This is a genomic window from Paenibacillus alba, assembly GCF_013204855.1.
Taxonomy (GTDB): domain Bacteria; phylum Bacillota; class Bacilli; order Paenibacillales; family NBRC-103111; genus Paenibacillus_E; species Paenibacillus_E alba.
This window is the reverse complement of the sequence record NZ_JABMKZ010000004.1, coordinates 354,042-376,292: the sequence shown is the minus strand read 5'-3', so window position 1 is coordinate 376,292 and position 22,251 is coordinate 354,042. Positions and strand designations below refer to the sequence as shown.

Genomic DNA, 22,251 nt, shown 5'->3' with positions numbered 1-22,251 from the left:
GTGATCAATTTGAAGCTTTCTATCATTTCTAGCGAAAAGCTGGGATGGGACAACGTACGTTTCTTCTATTGGCAAAGCGTTCCTGCCCATTTCATGGATATGGATGAAGCGAATGCAGAGGTTGACAGCAAGCAAGTCGTTACGATTTATGGCTGCTCCGATGGTACGCCTGAAAGCGGTAAGCTTCATATATGTCCACACGGTTACCCGTCTAGGTTGATACAGCACGGTTTCTCACTCTTCATTATCCAGATTGTTCCTTCCTTCCTCGATACCATTGCCTATGAGTCGGGGTACGGTCAGATAGGGGCTATTGAAATTAAGCACAAAGTCTATGTGCAGGATGCGAAGCTGTGGCAGCTCGGCAGCTGGATGCTGGAGGAGGTCAGAAATGGGGGTGTCCATGGCACCCTGTATCGCGATTCTTTAGCCACAATGACAGTTCTCCATTTGCTCCAGCATTATGCTTTGATTGCTCCACTTGATAGAGCTCCTAACCGATCGACGCATCAACAAATAGCAGAAGTCATCCAGTACATGCGCGAGCATCTGGATTCAGATCTCGAACTGACGGAATTAGCGTCGGTAGCTAATGTGAGTTCGCCTCATTTGATCCGTCTGTTCAAAAAGCAAACCGGGTATACGCCTCATCAATATTTTATCCGCCTGCGGGTGGAACGCTCCAAGGTGCTGCTCCAATATGGCAAAGAAAGCTTGAAAGCTATTGCCATTCAGGCCGGGTTTGCCGATCAAGGCCATTTCACAAGGCTGTTTAAGCGATTGACTGGCATTACGCCCATGCAGTATGCGAATGAGCTCATTTCTAGGCGATGAGAGCGGAGTGGGTTGGTTCGTCGCGGAGTGTTGAAAATAGAGAAGGGGCTGAACGATCTGTCCTGCTCCTTCTCTATATCGAGATGGCTTTCTGAGAGTCCTTCGAGCAATGTACTAGGATCAACCAACGCTAGCGAATCCTGAGCGCACGTTGTCGCCGCCGCATCGCGGCTGTCAAACCCCGACTGTGAAAACCTGCGAAAATGCAGGAATTTACGAATAAAAGGACTAAAAAGCTAGAAAACCTGCGATAATGCAGGCTTTTTTAGCTTTTTCTTCTTTTAACCATGAAACGGTTCAAAAAGGATGCATTATCGCAGGCATTCAGTGTTAGAGCGAGAATCCAGCAAGAAAAAGATGCATTATCGCAGGCATTTCTGAAAATGCTCAATTTTAGCCGGTGAATTTGTACTGATTCGGCGGGAGCGCCTGAAAACGCTTCGATCACAGGTGTAGATACAGATACCACAGTCACAGCTACAGCTACAGCTAGAACCACAACTATAACTATAACTATAACTACAGCTACAGCTAGAACCACAGCTACAGCTAGAACCACAACTACAACTACAGCTACAGCTACAGCTACAGCTACAACAACAACAACAACAACGACAACAACAACAACAACAACAACAACAACAACAACAACTACAGCTAGAACCACAACTACAGCTACAGCTAAACAGCCAATCCATCCAAGCATTCTATTGTTTTTAAAAGGGGACTTTCTCATTTCTCTTTATGGCACCCCTTACTATGCACCTTTAAAAAAGCTACACAAATGACGACGTTTTTGTTCAATGAATTACGCGTTTTGTTCAATAAGGAATGGTGGAAAAGACTTAAGCTATAGAAGAGTTAAGTTTACAATTCTAAGGAGGAATGAATGATGAAAATGGTAAAGAAAATCTCCATGTTGGCGGCAACTACACTGCTCTTAGGCTCACTGGCGAGTGTTGCATCGGCTGCGTCATGGCACCAAGTATCCAACCAAACTTATTGGCTGCTAGATGCATTGGAACGCGGACAAGGTGTTACCTCTGATGGGATAGGCTGGATCTTCAATTCGAATACCGGTTTACTTCGCACAAGCATTGACGGCAAAACGGTTCAAGCCCGCAACGCGTTGGCTATTCCTACGGCAATCTCCAATCAGGGCGGCAATCACATTGGCGATATCAGCTATTACAATGGTAAAATTTATGCGCCAATTGAAGACGGTTCAAACTATCAGCATCCTTTCATTGCCCTCTTTGACGCACAAACGCTTCAATACACAGGGACTTCCTATGCACTCCCGTTGAACCTGCATCCAGGTGGCGTTCCTTGGGTCGCAGTTGACGCTCAACGCGGTCAAGTGTATACAGCTCAATGGAGCAATGCCAGCAACTTGAATGTATTCAGCCTTGATGATATGCATTTCATCAAAACCGTTCCAATGACTCAAAGCATTGATCGTATTCAGGGAGCAGAAGTGTACAACGGTCAGCTGTATGCATCTACGGACAACGGCACGCAATCTGTTTATACGATTGATCCAGACAATGGCACCGTAGCGCTTGCATTTAACCGCAATTTGTCCAACGGTACGGTAGCACAGGGTATTGCGGTACTGCCAACTTCGAATGGCGCAGCGCTGCATATTCTTGATGTAGGCTCCAACCGCATCAGTGTCAACTTCCGCCACTACGCGGAATAAGGCCAAATAGGCTGCAGATCGAAGTGAAAAAGGACGGTATCCCGAAGTCTTTCGACTTTTGGGATATCGTCCTTTTTATGTAGGAGAAGATTTGCTGTTTCTAGTCGTGTTGAGGTGTTCAATCTGCTCTTCCAAGACCGTGCTTGCTTTCCCTAAAAACTGGGTGATGAGCTCAAGCTCTTCGGCTGAATAGGTGGAAGCTAACTTCATCATTGCGGTATGAAGAGGGAGGTATGTATTGCTGACTTCTTCTTTTTGCTCATACACAGGGACAATGATCACTTTACGTCGGTCTTTCGGGTCATTTTGCCTGCGAACGTATCCGATTTTTTCAAGTCGATCAATTAAGGCGGTCACGCTGCCCGTGGCAAGTCCGGTTAATTTGGACAGCTCCCCGGCCGTAATTGGACCTTTCTCGTGCAGGATATCTACCGAAATGAAATCATGATTATACAGCCCGAGAGAGGCGGCGACACTTTCCTGATATAACACAGTACGGGTTCCTAGACCACGCATGAAAGAGACGAAATGCTCTTTGGGATCTGTAGTTGGATCTTGTTGATGGTTAGACAGAAGACAAACCTCCTTGAATAATACCTCGGGTAGTAATTTATAAGTTTACGAGCCGTTAGCTTCGCTTTGGTTGCAGTTATTTTAAGAATGATATGGTAAAGCATAACACAAAGCCTAATAGAATGTACAACGAATGGAGCAGTAATAGGATCCCTCGAAATGTAGAAAAGCAGCACAAGGGTCGCCCCTTATGCTGCTTCACCGTGACAGTTAATTGGGTATTACCAAGCAAATGCTACTGTAATGATGACCAAAAGGATAAAGAGAACCAAAATACCTGCTGCACTTGTCACTCCATAACCTACTCCACCAGCTTCATATCCCACAACAAACACTCCTTTATAAAGAGAAGTTGTATTACGTGGTTATTTTATTCAATAAAAATATGAAATGTCTGGACTCAACTAATTTTGGGTGGGGAAAAGGAATGCATCCAGCGGCGATTATTTGACTGGCAATGTAAATTCAAGCGCAGGAATGTAAACCTGAGTGAAAGGTGCGACTAGTTTCGAAGAATGGCCCTCTTTATCGGTAACGTTTTGGACCTGCCGCTTGATCACTATGTGCTGCTAGCCGCGGTTGGCTGCTCGTACATATTGAAACCAAAAACTGCGTAAAATAAACTTGGGAAATCATCTTCGGAATAAACGAACATGGTTCTTTACGAACGGTGTTCGTTGTGGTATAAATAAAGCAAGTCATTTCAAATCTAATTCCGAGGTGGTCATCATGATGACAAACACAACAGCAAAAAAAGAACAACGCATCGCAATTGTAGGGGCAGGCCCTGGAGGTCTGACATTGGCGCGTATTTTGCAGCAGCATGGGGTGAAAACAGTCGTCTATGAACGCGAAACATCCCCCGTTAGCCGCAAGCAAGGCGGGTCGTTGGATATCCATCACGATTCTGGGCAAAAGGCGCTAAGAGAAGCTGGGTTAATTGATCAATTCGAGAAGCTTGCTCGATATGAAGGGCAAGAATTCCGCCTTCTGGATAAAACCGGCAAAGTCTATATGGACGAGGGGGCTGAGTCAAGTGAAGGGGATCGTCCGGAAATCGACCGCGGGACATTGCGTGAGCTGCTTTTAAGCTCCATCGACCCTGCATTCATCCACTGGGGGCATAATTTAATCGAAGCGATCCCGCTAGATAATGGCCGGCATGAACTTCATTTTGAGAATGGGGATGTGGATACCGTTGACCTTGTTGTGGCGGCAGACGGCGCTTTCTCCCGCATACGTCCGCTTCTTACGGATTCAGTGCCTGCTTATTCTGGCCTGAGCATGGTTGAAATGTATGTTGAAAATGCCGCTATCGCTCATCCAGAGATCATTGCTCTCAATAGTCGCGGTAAAATGTTTGCCCTTGCCGATCATAAAGGCATATTAGGGCAGCTGAATGGAGACGGCCGTATCTGCGTCTATTTGTCTTTTGAAATTGAAAAAGAGTGGCTAGACACCTGCGGCATACCGTTTGATCAGCCTGAGGCGGCCAAACAGCAGCTGCTGGAACATTTTGCGGATTGGGATGAGTCATTAAAGAATTATATCCGTTCTGCGGAGGGGCCTCTGCTCCCAAGACGTATCTATATGCTGCCTGTCGGTCTCCAATGGACGCATAAACCAGGTGTCACATTGATCGGGGATGCCGCGCATCTCATGTCTCCATTTGCCGGAGAAGGCGTGAACTTAGCGATGCTGGACGCAGCGGAGCTAGCCTTATCTATCATTCAACATGATGATATCAACCAGGCTGTTGAAGCTTACGAGAAGAAAATGTACGTCTATTCGTCCCAATCCGCCGAGGAATCCGAAGCGAATCTCAAGCTGATCTTCTCCGACGATGCCGCGGCTAAATTGAAGGATCTGATGAACCAGTATCAGGACCATTTTAACGAAACATCGAACCGGTGATTTACTAATTCTTGCTAGCATGATATAAGGGAATTATGAATAATCCAACTCGAACCATTATTAGTCGTCGTTCGCGGCCTGCCAAGGAACCGCTAAGCAAAGATATCATTGTGAAGACCGCCCTAGCCTTATTGAAGAGCGAAGGCTCTTCCGGGCTGAGCATGCGCAAAATCGCCAAAGCTTTGGATACCGGCCCCTCATCGCTATACGTATATGTCACCAATCATCAGGAATTAAGTGCTTATGTATTGGACGCTGGTATGGAGAGTGTCGTGTTATCGAATCATGAAGGAGTATCCTGGGAGATTAGACTTTACGAGACACTACACTCTTATCTAACCGTTCTTATGGAATTCCCAGGTGTCGCCGAACTTGCGCTAAACACAATCCCAATCGGACCTCATTCCCTAGCGCTGACGGAGTATATTCTTGAACGCTTGCATGAAGCCGGAATTCACTCAACTTCCGCGGCGTGGGGGCTGGATCTATTAATGCTCTATGCTTCCTCCGTTGCCTTTGAACAAGCTTCACGTGACCAGAATGGGACAACACTTCAGGCTATCTCCGCTTCTTATCGATCGCTTAACGTTAAGCAATATCCGATGATAGCGAGTTTGCAATCGGAGTTGATTACTTCCGATGGAGAAGAACGGTTTCGTTGGGGGCTTGAAGTAATCCTTCAAGGGATTTTGCAAAGGCAAAAGTAGATTCGGGATATAAGTCGGAAAGAAAGGGAAGGCGAGGAAGCAGCCATTTGACAGAGAATTGATGTTCGTTTCGCTTCCTGGCAGAGGTGTTTATCAATGAAAACAATTGGTCTCTTAGGTGGAATGAGCTGGGAGTCCTCCTTGCTTTATTACCAAATTATCAATCAGCGGGTAAAAGAGAAATTAGGCGGGCACCATTCTGCCAAAAGTCTCATGTATTCGGTAGATTTCCACGAGATCAAAACGCTTCAACAGCAAGGGAAATGGGATGAAGCCACAAGCATGATGATTGAATGTGCCCAAAAGCTGGCTTTGGGGGGCTCAGATTTCATTGTCATCTGTACAAATACGATGCACAAAATGGCAAAAGAAGTAGAAGAAGCAGTATCAATACCCTTGCTTCATATCGCTGATGCTACAGCAACTGAGATTGTTAAAAGTGGAATCCAAAAAGTCGCATTGCTCGGCACCGCTTTTACGATGGAACAGGATTTCTACAAAGGCAGACTTATAGATAAATTTGGACTTACGGTTATCGTTCCGAACGAAGCAGCAAGGAAGATTGTACACGATGTTATCTATGAGGAACTTTGTCTTGGGATTCTAAAAGAAAGTTCTAAACAGTCCTATTTAGCGATTATTCAAAGTCTTGTCGAGGATGGAGCAGAGGCCGTTATCCTTGGCTGCACTGAAATCACCCTATTAATCTCTCAACAGGATTGCCACGTGCCGCTATTCGATACGACGAGAATACATGCTGAATATGCCGTGGATTTTGCTCTAAGAACAGATAATTGTATTTGATCATGTACAACCTAGATTCGTAGCTTGGAGCTGTGGGTCTTTTTTACCTCTAAAAGCCGCCTCTCATAAGACTGATGAAAGGATACTTACTATGACAATTACATATCGAAAATTAAGCGAGTTTTCCATTGAGGAGATTGTCCGCATTTGGAACTTAGGATTTGAAGGTTATTTTATACGGATGGAAATGACGATTGATTTATTAATAACAAGGACGGTGAATGAGGGGATTTCTTTGGAAAATTCGCTTGCCATTATGGTGGATGGAGAGCCGGCAGGGTTCGTCATGAATGGCTTTCGCGATATAGGCGGAAAGAAACTCGCATGGAATGGGGGGACAGGTATTGTCCCGGCTTTCAGAGGGAAGGGTATCGGTAAAGCGCTCATGGCAAGAAATTTAGAGCTGTATCGCGAGCAAGGGGTAGGAACCGCAACACTCGAAGCATTAGTTCAGAATGAGCCGGCCATTCGATTATACCAACAAGCAGGATATGAAATTTCGGATCATTTGCTGCTTTTGCAGCACACAGGACCAATGATTGATCCGATTTTGACGCAAACTACTGCACACCCTTTCGTCATTTCGAGAGAATTGGCTCATGATGCAGCCGGGCTGGATTTGTATCGTGGATTATCGGCTTGGCAAACACAGTGGCCCAGTATCAAAGATGGTGAATCGTTAATTATTAGACAAGGGAGCGAGCCGGTAGGTTATGCCTTGTTCAAGCGTAGTTTTGATAAAGAGGGCAACCTGTCCGCGATTACACTCTATCAATGTGAAGCGCATCCTGAGCGGGATGATGCCGAGCAGATTTACAAAGTTGCACTTAGTGAACTGTTTGCGCCGCTAGATTATGCTGGCAAACGAACAACACTCAACCTCCGCAAATCGAATCTGCTGCTGATAGAGCTGATGGAGAAACTGGGTTTCACAACAAATTTTGAACAAGTGCTGATGGTACGAAATATGCAGGATGCGTGACCTGGGGATTGAACTTAGCGCGCGGATGATGTACTGGAGAGGCTGTTTCAAAAGTAGGAGCTGCTGTTACAAAAGTAGAAAGCTACTTGAGGATAGCCTCTTTTTTGTGCTTTGGTGATGGATTTGGTTTGGTTTAGCGTTTGGAAAGCATAGTTCGCAAAATACCTGCGATAATGCATCTTTTTTGCTCTTAAGAGGTTCAAAAACATAAAATTCCTGCGATAATGCATGCTTTTGTGGCCTTTTCTGGATTCCAAGATGGAAAGGCCTAGAATACCTGCATAATTGCAGGCTTTCTTGCTTTTCACGCGATTTCGAAGGAAAAGCCTGCACTTTGGCAGGTTTTGGGTAGTGGTGAGCTATCGGATTGCGTCATTAGCGTGAAAATTGTGAATGCATTTCTGAGCTTAATATGATTAAACAAAGCAACCACTGCTCGCGCATACGACACATGTGGAGTGTGTGGTAAGGATATATCGGGAGGATTAAATTTTAATAGTCTATTATATACACTCAGCCCTTCTGACATCAGAAAGGGTTATTTTTATGTCCAAAATTAGATATTAGCGAAATTCAGTGTAATCCGACTTAATTCGAGAATATCTCTTAATCAAAGGAGAAGAGTCATATATGATTAGGAAATGGAGAAAGAGAAAGAGATTTTCAAGTGTAGCAGTAAGCGCAGTTTATTACATTGAAATTTTTACCATAACTTGCTATATTCTTTATAAAGAACATAACGTTCGTAATAAGGCATATGGAGGAATTATGTGAATAAAAGATACGAAGAATTGGATTCTTTACGTGGACTTGCTGCGGTGTGTGTTGTGTTTTTGCATATGTATTTAATTGTACCATGGGATAGGCTATTCAAAATTGTTTTTGAATTCACTCCTCTTCGCCTATTTATTTCTGGCGGAGAGGCAGTTATATTGTTTTTTGTACTTAGTGGCTTCGTCCTATCGTTACCATATTACAAAAATAAGCAGATTAATTACTTCCATTTCATGCTAAAACGAATATTTAGAATTTATATACCTTATATTGTTTCATTTATCTTCTTTATTATAGGAAAAGAAATGCTTTATTCAGGAAAAGTTCAAGGTCTTAGTAATTGGTTCAATTCTTTCTGGTCAAGTCCCATAACCACTAAAACAATTTTAGAACATTCAATAATGATCGATTCATTTATGAGCAACTTAAATCCTGTTGTGTGGTCACTCGTCCATGAAATGAGAATATCGTTATTGTTTCCGATCTTGATGATCCCTCTAGTGAAGTTAAATTGGAAGAAAAATTTAGCTCTTTGTGTATTATTTAGTGCGATTGGAGTTTTGATATTTTTGAGTTTCAAACCTTCAAACAATGGCACAGAAATTGCCGCAACATTCAACTATACAACAATGTTCATAGTGGGAGCTTTGCTTGCTAAATATCGTGAAAATATTAGCCGAAGATACCGCGCCATCAATAACTTAACTAAAATTGCAATTTTTATGTGTGGGATATTCATATATCTATTTATACATCCATCATTTGCAGTTAAATTGTTACTGTTTCCAAACATCTCTCCTTTCTTTAGAACTGTAATAGACTCTTGGGCAGTAATGCTGGGTGCTGTCATTTTGATAATCTTTGCGTTAAACTCAACTGTATTTTCAAAAATATTAAGTTATAAACTAGTTAATTATTTGGGTAAAATATCGTATAGTCTATATCTTGTTCATATTGCCGTTATATTTGCTTCCATTCACGTACTCAATGGAATAATTCCTCTGTGGGGCATACTGATTATTGCTTTGTGCATAACATTCATACTCTCAACAATGATGTATAAGTATGTTGAATTACCATCAATAAAACTTGGAAAAATATTAGTTAATAAGATGACTAAAAATCCAGATCCAGCAAATATTACGCAAAATGAATTACCACAAATTAAACAAACGAGCGCATTAAAGAATTTGTAATAGCAAATAAAAATTACAATTTCATAATGAAAGTGTAAAGTTCGAGCACCCATGCAGTTGGGTGTTTTTTATTTTACACTTTTGTATAAACATTTCGGTGTGCTCGCCATGGTGGAAAACCTTTTTACAGCAGTATTGTGTTTCAGAAAAGAGCAATATCCTGAATTTGTAAATTGATGATATAATAAGGCAGCAGGGAATAGTATTCTATACTACTTAGACGGACAACTAACCTCGCTTTAAGTGTTCGCAGTTCTGCAGCATCATCAAATCATTGACCAGTATTCAAATGAAAGGAAGAAAACTCTTGGTAAATCCTCTTGCGAATGTGGACTGGGTAGAGAAACATGAAATTATGGATGTTTTATTAAATCAACAATCCATGTTAATGCTTCAACCAATAGAGCAAGGATTTGAAGCTGAAGTCGTGAGGATAAATTCCGAGAATGAGAGTTTTGTATTAAAAGTTTGGAGTAAGAGTTCTAAACCGGATATTAGGTTTCAATTTCATTTATTGAATGCTCTTCATGACCGAGGGGTACCCGTTTCTATGCCAATTGGGTGGGGGATAAATCCAAACGGAGATCAGGTGTTGGCAACATCTTTCAATGGAATACCTGTTCTTAAAGTGAATGCAAAGAAAATGGCGGTTATTGCGAAAATACTGTCCCAAATACATAAAATTGATATTGTTGAGATTGAGAAGATACAATTTCCAAAATATGATTTCCAGGCGTATTTTTTTCCTCAGATCGAAGATCATTCAGATCTATATCAGTTATTAGTTCCTCTAATTCAGGTGGCGAATATTAGACATGATACAATTATTCATGGTGATTTCCATTTAAGAAACATTGTAGAGGAAAACGAGCGGTACACCGTAATAGATTGGACGAATGGACAATTAGGGGACCGAAGATATGATTTAGCTTGGTCGTTTATTCTTAAGATGATATATGTGACAGAGCGTTATGCCGTTGCGTTTAGAAATGCTTATTTATTAGAAAATAATATTAAACTGGAGGAACTTGAAGTTTTTGAAGCTCTGGCATGCCTCAGATGGCTCTTATTGAATCGAATTGGCGGTACTCCTATGGGACCAAATACGATGAAAAGGATCAAAGGTTTACTTGCAAAAAATGACTATCTAAAAGATTGGAATTTGCTCGCAAAAAAGCAAGGATGAATGTGGAGTGAAGTTTGAAGTAAAACGTTTTCAAAACTTGCTTTACGCACTCAATACCCAAGGATATAATGGCTTATACGGGAGGCATCTGAAATTTGAGATGGTAATATGAGTAGGAGATCTTTGGTGATATGATCAAAATTACACTTAGACTTTTAGTATTTCTACTTGTCACGATGACAATCGGGTGCAGCGTTACTCACACCGTCCATACGAAATCAACCCAATCGTTAACAAAAGAATTGAAACAAATATCCAAAACAATTGAAAATGTTAAGTTTACGTTTACTCGCCCTGATCTGTTTATCGAAATTAATCTGAAAGAAGTACCTAGTAATGAAATACTCGACTCCATTTTGTTACAAGTAAAAGCTTTTGCTACCATTGACAATATGAATGAAATAGCCAAATCCGTTAAATGGGGGTTAGAGGTATCAGAAATTCATCTAATTGTTAATAGCGATAAAGGCGATCAATCTGAGAAACATGCTTACTTTGCCAGATACTTCAAAACGTCCGATGCCTCTGATAAGTCTCAAGAAAATATGGATGCGTACCAGACTTGGTTTAAAGAAGAACTGAAAAATCCATAGATTAGGAGTAGTGTACAATGATTCGTTTGTGTGAAAAGAAGGATGAGGAATCTATTTATCAGATTATTAACGATGCGGCTAAGGCTTATCAGGGGATTATTCCGGAAGATCGGTATCATGAGCCTTATATGAGCAAAGCTAAACTCGTTCAAGAAATTGAAGACGGTGTCATCTTTTGGGGATTTGAAGATCAGGGAGAGCTTTGTGGAGTTATGGGTATTCAGGATAAAGGTGAAGTAGCTTTGATTCGGCATGCCTATATCCGAACAGCTCAGCGCCAAGGCGGTATTGGATCCAAATTGTTGACTCATATTTCGAAGCATACGGATAAGCCAATCCTAATTGGCACATGGGAAGCGGCAACTTGGGCAATTTCGTTTTATGTAAAGAATGGCTTTGAACTTGTACCTACTGACGTGAAGAGAAGCTTGCTTCAGAAATATTGGGATATACCGGAGAGACAGATTGAGACATCCGTCGTTCTTGCGTCTCCAGGCTATGCTAAGGGTATCTATTCTTTGAAACGAGAATAAGCGAGTGCCATCTGTCCAAGGCCAAATGGAGGAAGAATAATGAGGAAGAAGTCACTGCTGATCTTCGTGTGTATTTTATACATTTTATCAATAACAGTTATAGAGGTTCATGCTAGTATGCCCAAAACGTCTGCGGATTTCACAGATCTTAAAGATATGGATGTTAAAACAAAATTGAAAGTAGACAAATGGTTATCTGCAGGTTTAATACAAGGGGTATCGGAAAATAGATTCGGTCTAAATGAAACGATCACCCGTGCTGAATTTGCGAAAATAGTGGCTCTTTCAATAGGAGTAGAAATCGACCCAGAAGTGAAAACTTCAAGCTTCAAAGATGTAAAAGCTGAGGATTTAATTTATGGGTACAGTTTGCCTTATATTGAAGCGCTTCGCCAAGCAGGAGTTATCGATGGCACGGATATAGATCGGTTCAACCCAGGGGAAGAGGTGACCAAGGAGCAGTTTGCTGTTTTTTTAGTTCGTAGTCTCGGTAAAGAGGCAGAGGCTAAACAAACGGAGGATGTGACCGATCAAACGGTTTCAACCTATGCAAAAGGCTATGTGGCATTGGCTTTGCAGCTTTTTTCATATCTACGTTCTGAGGGAGCCTACAACGGTTTGATTCCAATTACACGTCAAATGGTCCTTCTCGGATTGGATGACTTGACGGTTAGATATTGATATTGCGTGGATTCATTATGAGTGAAATGAGAAACGGAATTCGGATGAATTGGTGGAACTAGGATGCAATTACCAGTTGGTGCGTCGAATAACGCGTTTAACGAATTAAATGAGTATGTCCTAAAGATAAGAAACATGATTTCTGCATCAGCCGCATCCACATATATCATTCAAGATGGTTGTGTTGTAAATGAATGGTATGCAGGTTATCACGACAAAACAATAGGCAGTCGAGAGATAGATGTCCAATCTAGATCTAATATTGCATCAATCCGCCATAGTTAATTCTGTGGTAAACTGCTGGTATTATGGTTATTGTTACCTATTATTTCAAAAAAAATGAGGGATCATATGGATCAATTCGTATTCAAGCAACTTGCATTTATTCGCCAACTTACGATTAAAGCTGTTCAGGGATTATCAGAGGCTGCGTTAGATAACATACCTGAAGGGTTCAATAACAATTTAAGATGGAATTTGGGACATATTTACTTGGTTCAAGAAAAGTTTGCCTTTCATTTCGCCGGTGAGCCGATGCAACTACCTGAGAATTATGATCGATTATTTGCCAAAGGTACCAAACCAGCAGATTGGAAAGATGAACCTCCTACTCTGGATACGTTGCTTGAAATGCTTGCGGAGCAGCCGAAACGTATTCACGCTTCGTTACAAAATCGATTAAACGAGCAGGTGAAAACGCCATTGACTACTGGCGCTGGGTTAACGCTTAGTACTGTAGGCGAATTCTTAAGTTATTCTTTATATCATGAAGGCATGCATTTTAATACGATTACGATCCTCAAACGATTCGCCGATAAAAAGTAAGTAGATAATCGAACATCCAGCTGCCATGCTTGGCGATGAGTGTACATAAGGAGCTGAAGCCCCATGAAAGATGAACATAAATTCGAAACACGCCTTTTAAGCTCGTTGTCTAAAGTATTTCCAGACGAAAATTTAACAGATTCGCCGTTTGCGAATGGTTCGATACTAAGGAATGAGACGTTTTCCTTTCAACTGGCTTTTCGTTCGGAGAAGCTTTTGAAACAAGTCAAAGTACATATTACGGTGGATAGTAGTTTGAAAGCAGCGGTACGAAGTGTTGGGGTCGTTCCGTCGGAATTGCCAGTTTATCCTGATCATGATGAGCATGTTATTCGATCAACTCCAGGGCTCTATCCAGACCCGTTATATCCTATCACAGAAGAAGGATTAACGGCATTCCCAGGTCAGTGGCGCAGTGTTTGGATCACTATCGATTCGAATGGGCAGCCAGGCCATTATCCAATCGGAATCAGATTGGAGTCCGAAGAAGGTCTCACACTTGGAGAAGAGCAATTTGAACTGGAAGTACTGTCTGGATTACTTCCAGATCAGACACTCATTCATACGGAGTGGTTCCATGTGGATTGCCTCGCCAGTCATTACAAGGAGGAGATCTTTAGTGAACGCCACTGGGAGCTCATCCGCAGTTATGTACAAACAGCAGTCAACAACGGCATGAATATGCTTCTCACACCACTCTTCACACCCCCTCTAGATACACAAGTTGGCGGGGAGAGACCGACTGTCCAATTGGTTGACGTTGAGGTAATTGCGTCAGACACGTATGCCTTCGGTTTCGATAAGCTGAACCGCTGGGTTGATATGTGTAATGAGGAAGGCGTCGCTTATTTTGAGTTCTCGCATTTATTCACCCAATGGGGTGCGCAGCATGCTCCTAAAGTTGTAGCCTTGGCAAATGGGGAAATGACGCCTATTTTCGGTTGGCAAACAGAAGCCTCAAGTGATGAATATCGTTCGTTCCTGCAGCAATTTTTACCTGCGTTAAGGGAATGGATCAAGATCAAAGGGATCGGAGATCGAAGCTATTTTCATATCTCAGACGAACCATCTCTTGATCAGCTAGAGTCATACCGAAAGGCTAGTGAGATGGTGGGCAGTTTGTTAAGCGATTTCCCAATCATAGATGCGCTCTCGAATTACGATTTCTATGTCAATGGACTGGTCAAAACGCCAATTGCTGCGACGGATCATCTAGACAAATTCCTAGAGCATGAAGTAAACCCGCTATGGGCGTACTATTGCTGCGCCCAATATAAAGAGGTTGCGAATCGTTTCTTCAGCATGCCGTCGGCTCGTAATCGAATTTTAGGTATTCAACTGTACAAGTATCAGATTACGGGATTTTTACATTGGGGATATAACTTCTGGTATTCCCAGTATGCTCGGAAGGAAATTGATCCCTACCGTACAACGGATGCGGAAGCAGCATTTCCTTCCGGAGATGCTTTCATAGTCTACCCGGGTGAGCATGGCCCGATCGAGTCAATTAGGCTCAAGGTTATGCAAGAGGCTTTGCAAGATCTAAGGGCTCTGCAGCTGCTAGAAAGTCTAATTGGCCGGGAACGGGTCATTAATGGTTTAGAAGAAGGACTTGACGATCCCATCACGTTCAAATGTTATCCGCGTGAAGCGGATTGGCTTCTTGCCAAGAGAGCTTGGATTAACCAGACCATTCACTCGTACAGCAATTCATAACCAAGATCAAAGTATAGCTGGAGTTTTACCCAAGCTGAGAGTTTCTTCAGGTCCGCATCCATATTTCGCAAAATTCCTGCGAATATGCATCCTTTTCGTCTCTGGTAGAAGCAAAATACTGAAAAGCCTGCGATAATGCATCCTTTTGACTCCTTTTCTCGATTTCAAGAGGGAAAAGCTTAAAAAGCCTGCATAATCGCAGGCTTTCTCTGTTTTCACACGATTTGATCGAAAAAGCCTGCATAATCGCAGGTTTATACGAAATCGGTCACAGCCTTTTTTTATCTTCACTTTCGATCAGGTGATCACGTTCACTCTCATCCATGATATTGCGGGTCGAGTTGCGGAATTCACGCAAGGTATCCCCGAATGCTCTTCCAAGCTGCGGCAGCTTGGAGGGTCCAAAAACAATTAAAGCAATGGCCAGAATTAAGATTAAACCGGATACGCCAATATTGTTGAACATATAATCGTCCTCCTTTCTTGTGTAGGTGTCAGTCAGCTATTTGCAAGCCGTTGCTGCATCGCCCGCCATTGCCAGCCAGCAACAAGTGCACTAATTTCAAACAGCAGAATTAGGGGCACCGTAACGGAGAGATGGGAAACCATATCGGGAGGAGAGATGCACGAGCCTATAATCGTCAAGCCGAGATAAGCGTATTTCCTTGACATTTTTAACCGCTGCGGGGTCAATAGACCGATTTTAGTCAAGAACAGCAGAACAACGGGTAATTCGAAGGCAATCGCCATCGGAAACACGATATGGAATAGAAAGGCGAAATATCGGTCGATCCCGTAGGTTTCGACTGCACCTATTTGGTGATTCATACGCATCATGAAGCGAATCATCATGGGAAAGACCACCCAGTAGCTGAACGCTACGCCGATGATAAACAGCGCGAATGCCGTAGGTATGTAGGGAAGGGCGCTCCTAGACTCTGCCTCGGTGAGACCTGGTCGAACGAAGGCCCACAATTGGTAGAGAATCACCGGCATTGTGAACAACAAAGCAAAGAGGAAAGCACATTTCATATAGATCATAAGCCCATCGGTAAATGAAAATACATTCCACTGTATCCCGCCGATCAATGGCTGCGATTTCATATACAAGAGGATCCCGGGCGAAAGATACAACCCCGCGCTTAGTGTTATCACAAACCATATGGCAACGATCAGCAATCGCTTGCGAACCTCGGTCAAATGAAAGATCCAGTCTTCCTGCTCCATGCCTTCCCTCCCTGTATGTGAGACATGTTTGTTCCTCTCTTACACAATCATGCCGCCTTGTTTTAAATATTTGGCGATCCCTTCGACGGCTCTATACGCCAGTGCTCCTACGGTACCGGTCGGATTATAACCGCTGTTATGAGCGAAAGCCGATGCTCCAACAACGAATACGTTTTCGGCATCCCACATCTGCATGTACGAATTCACAGCTGAAGTCGCAGGATCTGCCCCCATAATAACGCCGCCGGTATTGTGTGTCGATTGATACGGCACAATATTGTAAGGTCCTAATTGATCGGAAGACCCGATGGTTGTCGGATTCATTTCCTTCATAATCTCGGCAGCTTTCCCACTCACGAATTTGATCATTTGCCGATCCTGCTCTTCAAAGTCGAACGTAATCCGCGGTAGAGGAAGCCCATAGGCATCTTTGTAGGTGGGATCCAGATCCACATAATGATGTTTCCATGGCATGCTGCTGCCTTGCGGCGAAACGGCTAGGACGCTGTTCGCATATTTAAGCGATTTTTGCTTGAAATCCTTCCCCCATGCTGGCGTGCCCTTTGGAACTGAATTAGTCGCAATAGGACGCTGACCGGTCTGGGATATACGGATTCCTGCTCCATGTATGAAGTTAAGGCTGCTATGGTCAAAATTGTCACCGTTGAAATCGGGAATCTCCATGCCAAGCGAGCCTGCGCCCGCATACAAATTGAATTCCTTTTCATCAAAGAATCCGGTAGCCGAGCCGCCGTTAGTCTGATAGCAATAATTTTTACCGATTACTCCTTTTCCAGAAACCGGATCGTACGGCTTGCCCAGCTTGGAAGTAAGCAGGAGCTTAATATTATTGAAAACGTAGCTGGCCATGATGACGACGTCAGCTGGCTGCTCGAATTGTTCTCCTGTCACCGTGTTCACGTATACGACGCCGCTGGCCTTTTTGCCGTCATTCAGAATTTGGATCACATTGGAGTAGGAACGAAGCTCGAAATTCCCCGACTTCTGTGCGACCGGAAGGACGGTGACAACGGCATCAGCCTTCGCGCCATATTCACAGCCAAAGCGTTCACAATAACCGCAGTATTGGCAAGCAGCCCGAGTGATGCCATCCGGATTTGTATATTGTTCCGACAAATTGGCAGACGGCATCATATACGGGTGATATCCCAGCTTTTTCGTAGCATCTTCAAACAATTTCAAAATAGGAGTTTTCACCATTGGCTTAGTTGGGAAGGGGGCTGAACGTTTGCCAACCATAGGGTTCTGATCAGGGTCACCAGAGATCCCGGCCAACTTTTCAAATTTATCAAAATAAGGTTCCAACTGATCATAGGTAATGCCCCAATCTTGGATGGTCATCCCTTCGGGTATTTTCTGCTTTCCGTATCTTTCCACCGTTTTGCTGTAAATTTCGAAATCATAGGGGAGGAACCGATACGTTTGCCCGTTCCAGTGAATGCTTGAACCGCCAAGACCTTCTCCGAGGAGGAAGGAGCCATACTCACGCATAGGAACTGCTGCTACTTTCTCCGTGTTTCGAAACGTTACGGTTTCCTTAGAAAGATCCTGCATGAGGTCATATCTGGAGGCATAACGCAGCTCATCATGGACCATATAATAGTCTTGGGTACTCCGCGGCTTTCCACGTTCTAATCCAACGGTTTTTACTCCTTGTTTGGACAACTCAGCGGCAATGATGCCCCCGACCCATCCCATCCCAACAATAACAACGGGAACTTTCGGCATTGTAGTAGCCATAAGCTATTTTCCTTTCCAAAATAGGTGTTGTTTCTTAATGTACGAAGTGATCGTGCAAGCTGCGCGGCTCCATCGCGATGAACTGATCTTTATCCATAATGCTCGTGTAGCTCATTTGATTACCTGGATATTTGCGCATCTTCCAACCCTGCATATTGCTGTTGCCGCCGTAAAGCGGATCGGAATACACACCTTCCATAACCATTGTGCGGAATAAATTGAAGAAGGTTTTGCCAGTTATGCCGTTGACAACTTGAATCTCGCCTTTTTCCATGGAGGTAAGAATCGCATCCATCTCCTCGGGAGCCAAGTCGACAAAGGATTTGGAATATTTGCTCTTGCTCGTTTCTTCCATACTGTGGAGACCCATCGTAATCAGTTCGTGGCGCTGGATACTTAAGTAATCCCCCTGAGTGACTTCGCCTTTGACAAAAGGACCTGTCCGATAGGTGCGAGCGTTCACACCCCAAGGACTAGCCAATTGATGATCAATAAAAAAGGCTACGCCGAGCTCCGAGGCGCCTGGACCACTGTCGTCTTTGGGGAAAATACGCTCAGACGCAGCTTCTGTCATTTGCAGCTGCGTTTGGTTGAAAAACATTGGAGCCCGATTATAATCTCCAGCAGGTTGAGCTTGAGGTGAGGCAGATGGCGAAGGGACCGCAGACTTTTTGGTAAAACCACCTGATACCGCGCTGCCGATAACGCCTCCCACGACCACTCCACCAATGGCGGTGCCTGTGTACTTCAGGAAACGCCGCCGCGAATGGTCCGGTGAACTGTCCATTTTATTCTCAGCCAACTCTTCATTCCTCCTTGGAATTTCATGTATTGGGTTGTTGTGGATATCATTATCCATGGCTGTTTTTCTTATTCATTCCTTGCATGAAAATTTGGATTCACGGGCATTGTAGAAATAGCAAAGGTTCACGCAGTGATCTTCCAAGAAGAGCTTTGTGACTGCCGTGTCATCGTGCAATTACCTTATTATGCTAAGGAGAAATGGGCTCATGAACAAAAAAGTCGTCATTCTCGCTTTACTGCTTGTCAGTTCCTTAACCGCTTGTGGTAAAAGCAATTCAACACCATCGCCAAGCTCATCCAGTTCAGCAGCACCAACAGCGACAAGCTCGGGAGCTACAACCAAAGTTGACGCCCAAGCTGTGTTCAAAGCCAATTGTGTCAGCTGCCATGGGGCTAATCTGGAAGGGATGGTCGGACCCAGTCTTCAAAAAGTGGGCGGTAAGCTGACCAAAGAACAAATCGTGACTACGATTACGAATGGCAAGGGGGCAATGCCCAGCTTCAAAGGAACGCTTTCCGCTGATGACGTCAATGCATTGTCTGCTTGGCTTGCTGACAAAAAGTAGGTATTCATAAAGGCATAAAGTCCCACCCTTCCTCGAAGCGAGAAGGGGTGGGACTTTTCATACATTAATTCCCTACCGAATGAATGAGCATTCTATGTTAAACTACAACTAAATATCGAAATTTGTCTATTTTTGAACTCGATTCCTGCGAGGATTTATTTTATAATAGCGACATACCTTTCATACAACAACATACTTCGACAAATAAGTGTTTACTGTTCCGTAAAGGAGGTTAAATATGAGTAAAAGACGCAGTATTCTGCTTAGCAGTATGGCTTTGTTGATGTTCCTAACCGCTTGTGAAGCGGATGATTCAACAGCAAAGCAATGGGACGCTTATCAAGCCAAGCATGCCTTCGGCGAGCAGCTGCATGTGACGGGAAATCGTGACATTTTGTATCAATTTATAGCGAACAATCTATCAAGCAATGATGGGATTTACACGAATTTACTAGAAACGGATCAAATAGGCGAGGCAGCTTCAGGTCATGAAGTGTTGAGTGAATCTGCTGGCCTTATGCTGAGATACTATGCTTTGACTGGGCAGAAGCAACAATTTGATGCGCAGTGGCAGCGTGTGAAGCGAACCTTCGATTTGACAACGGGATTTAGCTACCGGTTCAGCCCGAAACAACAGAAGACATATACGCTTAATGCTGCTATTGATGATCTCCGGATTCTTCGTGCCTTGGCTGAAGCCTCCGTTGTTTTCCGGACTTCGGAGTATAAGACAGACTTGGATACGTACGGGAAACGATTCTATCAATATAATGTCGCAGATGATCATTTGTATGATTTCTACGACGAAACCTACAAAATGAGAAATACGTTCGTTACCTTGTGCTACATAGATAATCTTTCTTTGAAGCTTCTGCCGATACCGGAACCTAAGAAAGCTGCGCTAGAAACGGGAATGCTTCAAATCGCCCAGAAAGGCTATTTGTCTGACGAATTTCCTTTCTATCAAACGCGATATGATTACAATGCGAAAGTTTACCAATCTGATAATATCAACACGGTTGAGTCTTTATTGACGATTTTGAATTTGGCTGAAGCTGGCAAACAGCGAGAGGCGAGCATTCATTTTATCAAGGAGCATGTCCAGTCAGGCACTTTGGTCGGTCAATACACGAAGGAAGGCAAACCGTTGAATGATGTGAGGTCTACGGCGATTTATGCCATTGCGGCTCAAATCGCTTCCGTCATCGGAGATAAAGAGTTATATGAAGACAGTATCCGCAGGATGAATGAATTTCAAATATTAGATGCTCAAAGCTCTTTATATGGTGGATACGGAGATACGAATGCGAAGCAAGCGTACTCCTTCGATAATCTGATGGCTTTAATCGCGCTAGTTCATTAATAGGAGAGGGGTGCATGATGTTCAGTAGCGTTATGCGAATGTTACCTCGTTATCTGTCACCTGCTGCTTTCGCCGCTGCTGGCGTGCTGCTGATTACAGCTGCCGCACTATTTCTACAACCCTATATCGGAATGGCCGATAACGGAGACTTTTTTCGAATTTTGTACAGCAATGGCCTTTATTTCAATGATCCGAATTATAACAGCCAATATCTTGGCTTTTTTGTGAAAAACTATGGAATCTTTCAATACTATAACGAGAACGGTGCAACTTTATTTTCATCGCAATCGTTGTTTATCAAAGTAGCGATATTACTCAATCAAATATTCCATGATTCGCAAAATTTTGATATCCGTTATCAAGCCTGGATGTACCTGATCTTGTACGTGGTTGCTGTTTATTTGCTGGTAGAGGCTTTTACTTGGAAAATGTCCAAAAAAGCAGGCTACCTCGTCGCGGCTATCGCGATTTTCATACTAGGGGATACTGGTTATACGGCATACTTTAATTCTTTTTATAGTGAAAGTATCGTACTCATCATGACGGTTTTCATGTTCGCCTCGGGTCTATTGCTATATCGGAAAAGATATAACGATTATGTCATGTTATCCTTATTTATTGTAAGTGCAATCGCCTTGACGACAAGCAAGCAGCAAAATGCACCGGTAGGCATCATTATTGCGGTTCTTGGCTTTTTTCTTATTTATATTCGTAAAAAAAGAACTTATCGGATCGTCACGTTCCTATCTTTGATCATTATGCTAGGTGTGGGTGTCGGTACTTACGTACTCATTCCGAAAGAGTTTGTAAATATAAACAAATACCACGCGATGACGAGAGGAGTGCTTCTGGATTCAACGAACCCGGAGAAGACGCTGGAATCCTTCGGAATTGATAAGCAATACGCGATGTTAAATGGCAGTTTGTATTACGATCCTTATGCCTCTGTTGATGTCGATTCCGAGTTACTGGAAAAGAGTTTCTACAGCAAATATGGCTTTGGTTCTATCTTCACTTATTATGCGGCACATCCTGATCAAGCCGGTAAAATGCTCAACCAAGCGGCTCGTGACGGATTTACTATACGGCCGAAAGCGATGGGGAATTACGAACAATCTAGTGGTAAACCTTTTGGAGCCCAAACGGTCTTTTTCTCAGGATACAGTCTGTTGAAAGACGCGCTCTCGCCCAAAACATTCGGATTTATCATACTTTGGATGCTGATTGTCGTGGGGTTGTACATGCCATCGTTTGTTTCTGCGATGCGGACATGGCGATGGAGAGTGGCGCTAAGGCTCCCGCTGATCTTGATGATGATCCTTATGGGTTTATCAGGAATATTCGTATCCATTATTGGTGCTGGAGACGCGGATTTGTCCAAGCATGAATTTTTATTTACGTTGACGTTTGACTTGGTATCGCTCTTGACGGTTGGTGATTTATTGGGTAAACGTTTATGGAGCAATGAAGCTGTTGAGGCTGACGAACAAGTGAAAGACGACAGATAAGG

Annotated in this window: 23 protein-coding genes; 16 read left to right on the top strand and 7 right to left on the bottom strand. The window is 43.2% G+C overall.

Features of this window, described 5'->3' with window-relative positions:
* Positions 1–9 precede the first annotated feature (9 nt).
* The gene (locus HQN90_RS08640) at positions 10–834 is read left to right on the top strand and encodes an AraC family transcriptional regulator (protein WP_173217365.1); all 825 of its coding nucleotides are present in this window, start codon (positions 10–12) and stop codon (positions 832–834) included.
* Between the two features lie 265 nt (positions 835–1,099).
* Here the strand turns inward: HQN90_RS08640 and HQN90_RS08635 are convergent, their stop codons facing one another.
* Entirely contained in the window at positions 1,100–1,570 is a 471-nt protein-coding gene (locus HQN90_RS08635) for a hypothetical protein (RefSeq protein WP_173217364.1), read from the bottom strand.
* Positions 1,571–1,723: 153 nt separating this feature from the next.
* Between HQN90_RS08635 and HQN90_RS08630 the strand changes: the two genes are divergently transcribed.
* Positions 1,724–2,536 (top strand): YncE family protein, encoded by an 813-nt coding sequence (locus tag HQN90_RS08630; RefSeq protein ID WP_173217363.1) that lies wholly within the window; start codon positions 1,724–1,726, stop codon positions 2,534–2,536.
* Positions 2,537–2,611: 75 nt separating this feature from the next.
* Here HQN90_RS08630 and HQN90_RS08625 read toward each other — a convergent pair whose 3' ends face one another.
* Positions 2,612–3,052, bottom strand: coding sequence for a MarR family winged helix-turn-helix transcriptional regulator (locus HQN90_RS08625; RefSeq protein ID WP_173217362.1), 441 nt, complete (start codon positions 3,050–3,052; stop codon positions 2,612–2,614).
* 278 nt (positions 3,053–3,330) lie between these two features.
* Entirely contained in the window at positions 3,331–3,435 is a 105-nt protein-coding gene (locus HQN90_RS38250) for a YjcZ family sporulation protein (protein ID WP_338042296.1), read from the bottom strand.
* A gap of 406 nt (positions 3,436–3,841) precedes the next feature.
* On the opposite strand from HQN90_RS38250, the gene HQN90_RS08620 reads away from it, so the two are divergent.
* The 11 genes from HQN90_RS08620 (at position 3,842) to HQN90_RS08570 (ending at position 15,020) form a co-directional block, all read left to right on the top strand.
* Positions 3,842–5,023, top strand: coding sequence for an FAD-dependent oxidoreductase (locus tag HQN90_RS08620; RefSeq protein WP_246362173.1), 1,182 nt, complete (start codon positions 3,842–3,844; stop codon positions 5,021–5,023).
* A gap of 35 nt (positions 5,024–5,058) precedes the next feature.
* Positions 5,059–5,730: a TetR/AcrR family transcriptional regulator gene (locus tag HQN90_RS08615; protein ID WP_173217360.1), complete on the top strand. Its 672-nt coding sequence runs from the start codon at positions 5,059–5,061 to the stop codon at positions 5,728–5,730.
* 96 nt (positions 5,731–5,826) lie between these two features.
* Positions 5,827–6,534 (top strand): aspartate/glutamate racemase family protein, encoded by a 708-nt coding sequence (locus tag HQN90_RS08610; RefSeq protein WP_173217359.1) that lies wholly within the window; start codon positions 5,827–5,829, stop codon positions 6,532–6,534.
* A gap of 91 nt (positions 6,535–6,625) precedes the next feature.
* Entirely contained in the window at positions 6,626–7,516 is an 891-nt protein-coding gene (locus tag HQN90_RS08605; protein ID WP_173217358.1) for a GNAT family N-acetyltransferase, read from the top strand.
* A 770-nt stretch (positions 7,517–8,286) separates the two neighbouring features.
* On the top strand, positions 8,287–9,486 hold the full coding sequence (locus HQN90_RS08600) for an acyltransferase family protein (protein ID WP_173217357.1): 1,200 nt from the start codon (positions 8,287–8,289) through the stop codon (positions 9,484–9,486).
* 307 nt (positions 9,487–9,793) lie between these two features.
* The gene (locus HQN90_RS08595) at positions 9,794–10,672 is read left to right on the top strand and encodes an aminoglycoside phosphotransferase family protein (RefSeq protein WP_173217356.1); all 879 of its coding nucleotides are present in this window, start codon (positions 9,794–9,796) and stop codon (positions 10,670–10,672) included.
* 131 nt (positions 10,673–10,803) lie between these two features.
* Positions 10,804–11,265: a hypothetical protein gene (locus tag HQN90_RS08590; RefSeq protein WP_173217355.1), complete on the top strand. Its 462-nt coding sequence runs from the start codon at positions 10,804–10,806 to the stop codon at positions 11,263–11,265.
* 17 nt (positions 11,266–11,282) lie between these two features.
* Positions 11,283–11,798, top strand: coding sequence for a GNAT family N-acetyltransferase (locus HQN90_RS08585; RefSeq protein WP_173217354.1), 516 nt, complete (start codon positions 11,283–11,285; stop codon positions 11,796–11,798).
* 39 nt (positions 11,799–11,837) lie between these two features.
* A complete protein-coding gene (locus tag HQN90_RS08580; protein WP_173217353.1) occupies positions 11,838–12,479 on the top strand; it encodes an S-layer homology domain-containing protein in 642 nt (213 codons plus the stop codon).
* Positions 12,480–12,830: 351 nt separating this feature from the next.
* Positions 12,831–13,304 carry a DinB family protein gene (locus HQN90_RS08575; RefSeq protein WP_173217352.1) on the top strand — a complete coding sequence of 158 codons (474 nt, stop codon included), beginning with the start codon at positions 12,831–12,833 and terminating at the stop codon, positions 13,302–13,304.
* 63 nt (positions 13,305–13,367) lie between these two features.
* Entirely contained in the window at positions 13,368–15,020 is a 1,653-nt protein-coding gene (locus tag HQN90_RS08570; protein ID WP_173217351.1) for a DUF4091 domain-containing protein, read from the top strand.
* Between the two features lie 268 nt (positions 15,021–15,288).
* On the opposite strand, the gene tatA is transcribed toward HQN90_RS08570, so the two are convergent.
* Genes tatA through HQN90_RS08550 form a run of 4 tightly spaced genes read right to left on the bottom strand, consistent with a single transcriptional unit; the run spans position 15,289 to position 18,810 of the window.
* Positions 15,289–15,486 (bottom strand): twin-arginine translocase TatA/TatE family subunit, encoded by a 198-nt coding sequence (gene tatA, locus HQN90_RS08565; protein WP_079413281.1) that lies wholly within the window; start codon positions 15,484–15,486, stop codon positions 15,289–15,291.
* 32 nt (positions 15,487–15,518) lie between these two features.
* On the bottom strand, positions 15,519–16,247 hold the full coding sequence (gene tatC / locus HQN90_RS08560; RefSeq protein WP_079413283.1) for a twin-arginine translocase subunit TatC: 729 nt from the start codon (positions 16,245–16,247) through the stop codon (positions 15,519–15,521).
* Between the two features lie 39 nt (positions 16,248–16,286).
* On the bottom strand, positions 16,287–18,008 hold the full coding sequence (locus HQN90_RS08555) for a GMC family oxidoreductase (RefSeq protein ID WP_173217350.1): 1,722 nt from the start codon (positions 18,006–18,008) through the stop codon (positions 16,287–16,289).
* 34 nt (positions 18,009–18,042) lie between these two features.
* The gene (locus tag HQN90_RS08550) at positions 18,043–18,810 is read right to left on the bottom strand and encodes a gluconate 2-dehydrogenase subunit 3 family protein (protein WP_246362154.1); all 768 of its coding nucleotides are present in this window, start codon (positions 18,808–18,810) and stop codon (positions 18,043–18,045) included.
* Between the two features lie 208 nt (positions 18,811–19,018).
* Here HQN90_RS08550 and HQN90_RS08545 point away from each other — a divergent pair, with 208 nt between their 5' ends.
* From HQN90_RS08545 to wsfD, 3 genes are all read left to right on the top strand, one after another.
* A complete protein-coding gene (locus tag HQN90_RS08545) occupies positions 19,019–19,378 on the top strand; it encodes a c-type cytochrome (RefSeq protein ID WP_173217349.1) in 360 nt (119 codons plus the stop codon).
* 238 nt (positions 19,379–19,616) lie between these two features.
* Positions 19,617–20,741 carry a hypothetical protein gene (locus HQN90_RS08540; protein WP_173217348.1) on the top strand — a complete coding sequence of 375 codons (1,125 nt, stop codon included), beginning with the start codon at positions 19,617–19,619 and terminating at the stop codon, positions 20,739–20,741.
* 14 nt (positions 20,742–20,755) lie between these two features.
* Positions 20,756–22,249 carry a glycan biosynthesis hexose transferase WsfD gene (gene wsfD / locus HQN90_RS08535; protein ID WP_173217347.1) on the top strand — a complete coding sequence of 498 codons (1,494 nt, stop codon included), beginning with the start codon at positions 20,756–20,758 and terminating at the stop codon, positions 22,247–22,249.
* Positions 22,250–22,251 lie beyond the last annotated feature (2 nt).

Coding starts and splice junctions, on each gene's coding strand:
- HQN90_RS08635 (WP_173217364.1), bottom strand. CDS start 1,570: ATGAGAAAGTCCCCTTTTAAAAACAATAGAATGCTTGGATGGATTGGC.
- HQN90_RS08630 (WP_173217363.1), top strand. CDS start 1,724: ATGATGAAAATGGTAAAGAAAATCTCCATGTTGGCGGCAACTACACTG.
- HQN90_RS08625 (WP_173217362.1), bottom strand. CDS start 3,052: ATGCGTGGTCTAGGAACCCGTACTGTGTTATATCAGGAAAGTGTCGCC.
- HQN90_RS08620 (WP_246362173.1), top strand. CDS start 3,842: ATGACAAACACAACAGCAAAAAAAGAACAACGCATCGCAATTGTAGGG.
- HQN90_RS08615 (WP_173217360.1), top strand. CDS start 5,059: ATGAATAATCCAACTCGAACCATTATTAGTCGTCGTTCGCGGCCTGCC.
- HQN90_RS08610 (WP_173217359.1), top strand. CDS start 5,827: ATGAAAACAATTGGTCTCTTAGGTGGAATGAGCTGGGAGTCCTCCTTG.
- HQN90_RS08605 (WP_173217358.1), top strand. CDS start 6,626: ATGACAATTACATATCGAAAATTAAGCGAGTTTTCCATTGAGGAGATT.
- HQN90_RS08590 (WP_173217355.1), top strand. CDS start 10,804: ATGATCAAAATTACACTTAGACTTTTAGTATTTCTACTTGTCACGATG.
- HQN90_RS08585 (WP_173217354.1), top strand. CDS start 11,283: ATGATTCGTTTGTGTGAAAAGAAGGATGAGGAATCTATTTATCAGATT.
- HQN90_RS08580 (WP_173217353.1), top strand. CDS start 11,838: ATGAGGAAGAAGTCACTGCTGATCTTCGTGTGTATTTTATACATTTTA.
- HQN90_RS08575 (WP_173217352.1), top strand. CDS start 12,831: ATGGATCAATTCGTATTCAAGCAACTTGCATTTATTCGCCAACTTACG.
- HQN90_RS08570 (WP_173217351.1), top strand. CDS start 13,368: ATGAAAGATGAACATAAATTCGAAACACGCCTTTTAAGCTCGTTGTCT.
- tatA (WP_079413281.1), bottom strand. CDS start 15,486: ATGTTCAACAATATTGGCGTATCCGGTTTAATCTTAATTCTGGCCATT.
- tatC (WP_079413283.1), bottom strand. CDS start 16,247: ATGGAGCAGGAAGACTGGATCTTTCATTTGACCGAGGTTCGCAAGCGA.
- HQN90_RS08555 (WP_173217350.1), bottom strand. CDS start 18,008: ATGGCTACTACAATGCCGAAAGTTCCCGTTGTTATTGTTGGGATGGGA.
- HQN90_RS08545 (WP_173217349.1), top strand. CDS start 19,019: ATGAACAAAAAAGTCGTCATTCTCGCTTTACTGCTTGTCAGTTCCTTA.
- HQN90_RS08540 (WP_173217348.1), top strand. CDS start 19,617: ATGAGTAAAAGACGCAGTATTCTGCTTAGCAGTATGGCTTTGTTGATG.
- wsfD (WP_173217347.1), top strand. CDS start 20,756: ATGATGTTCAGTAGCGTTATGCGAATGTTACCTCGTTATCTGTCACCT.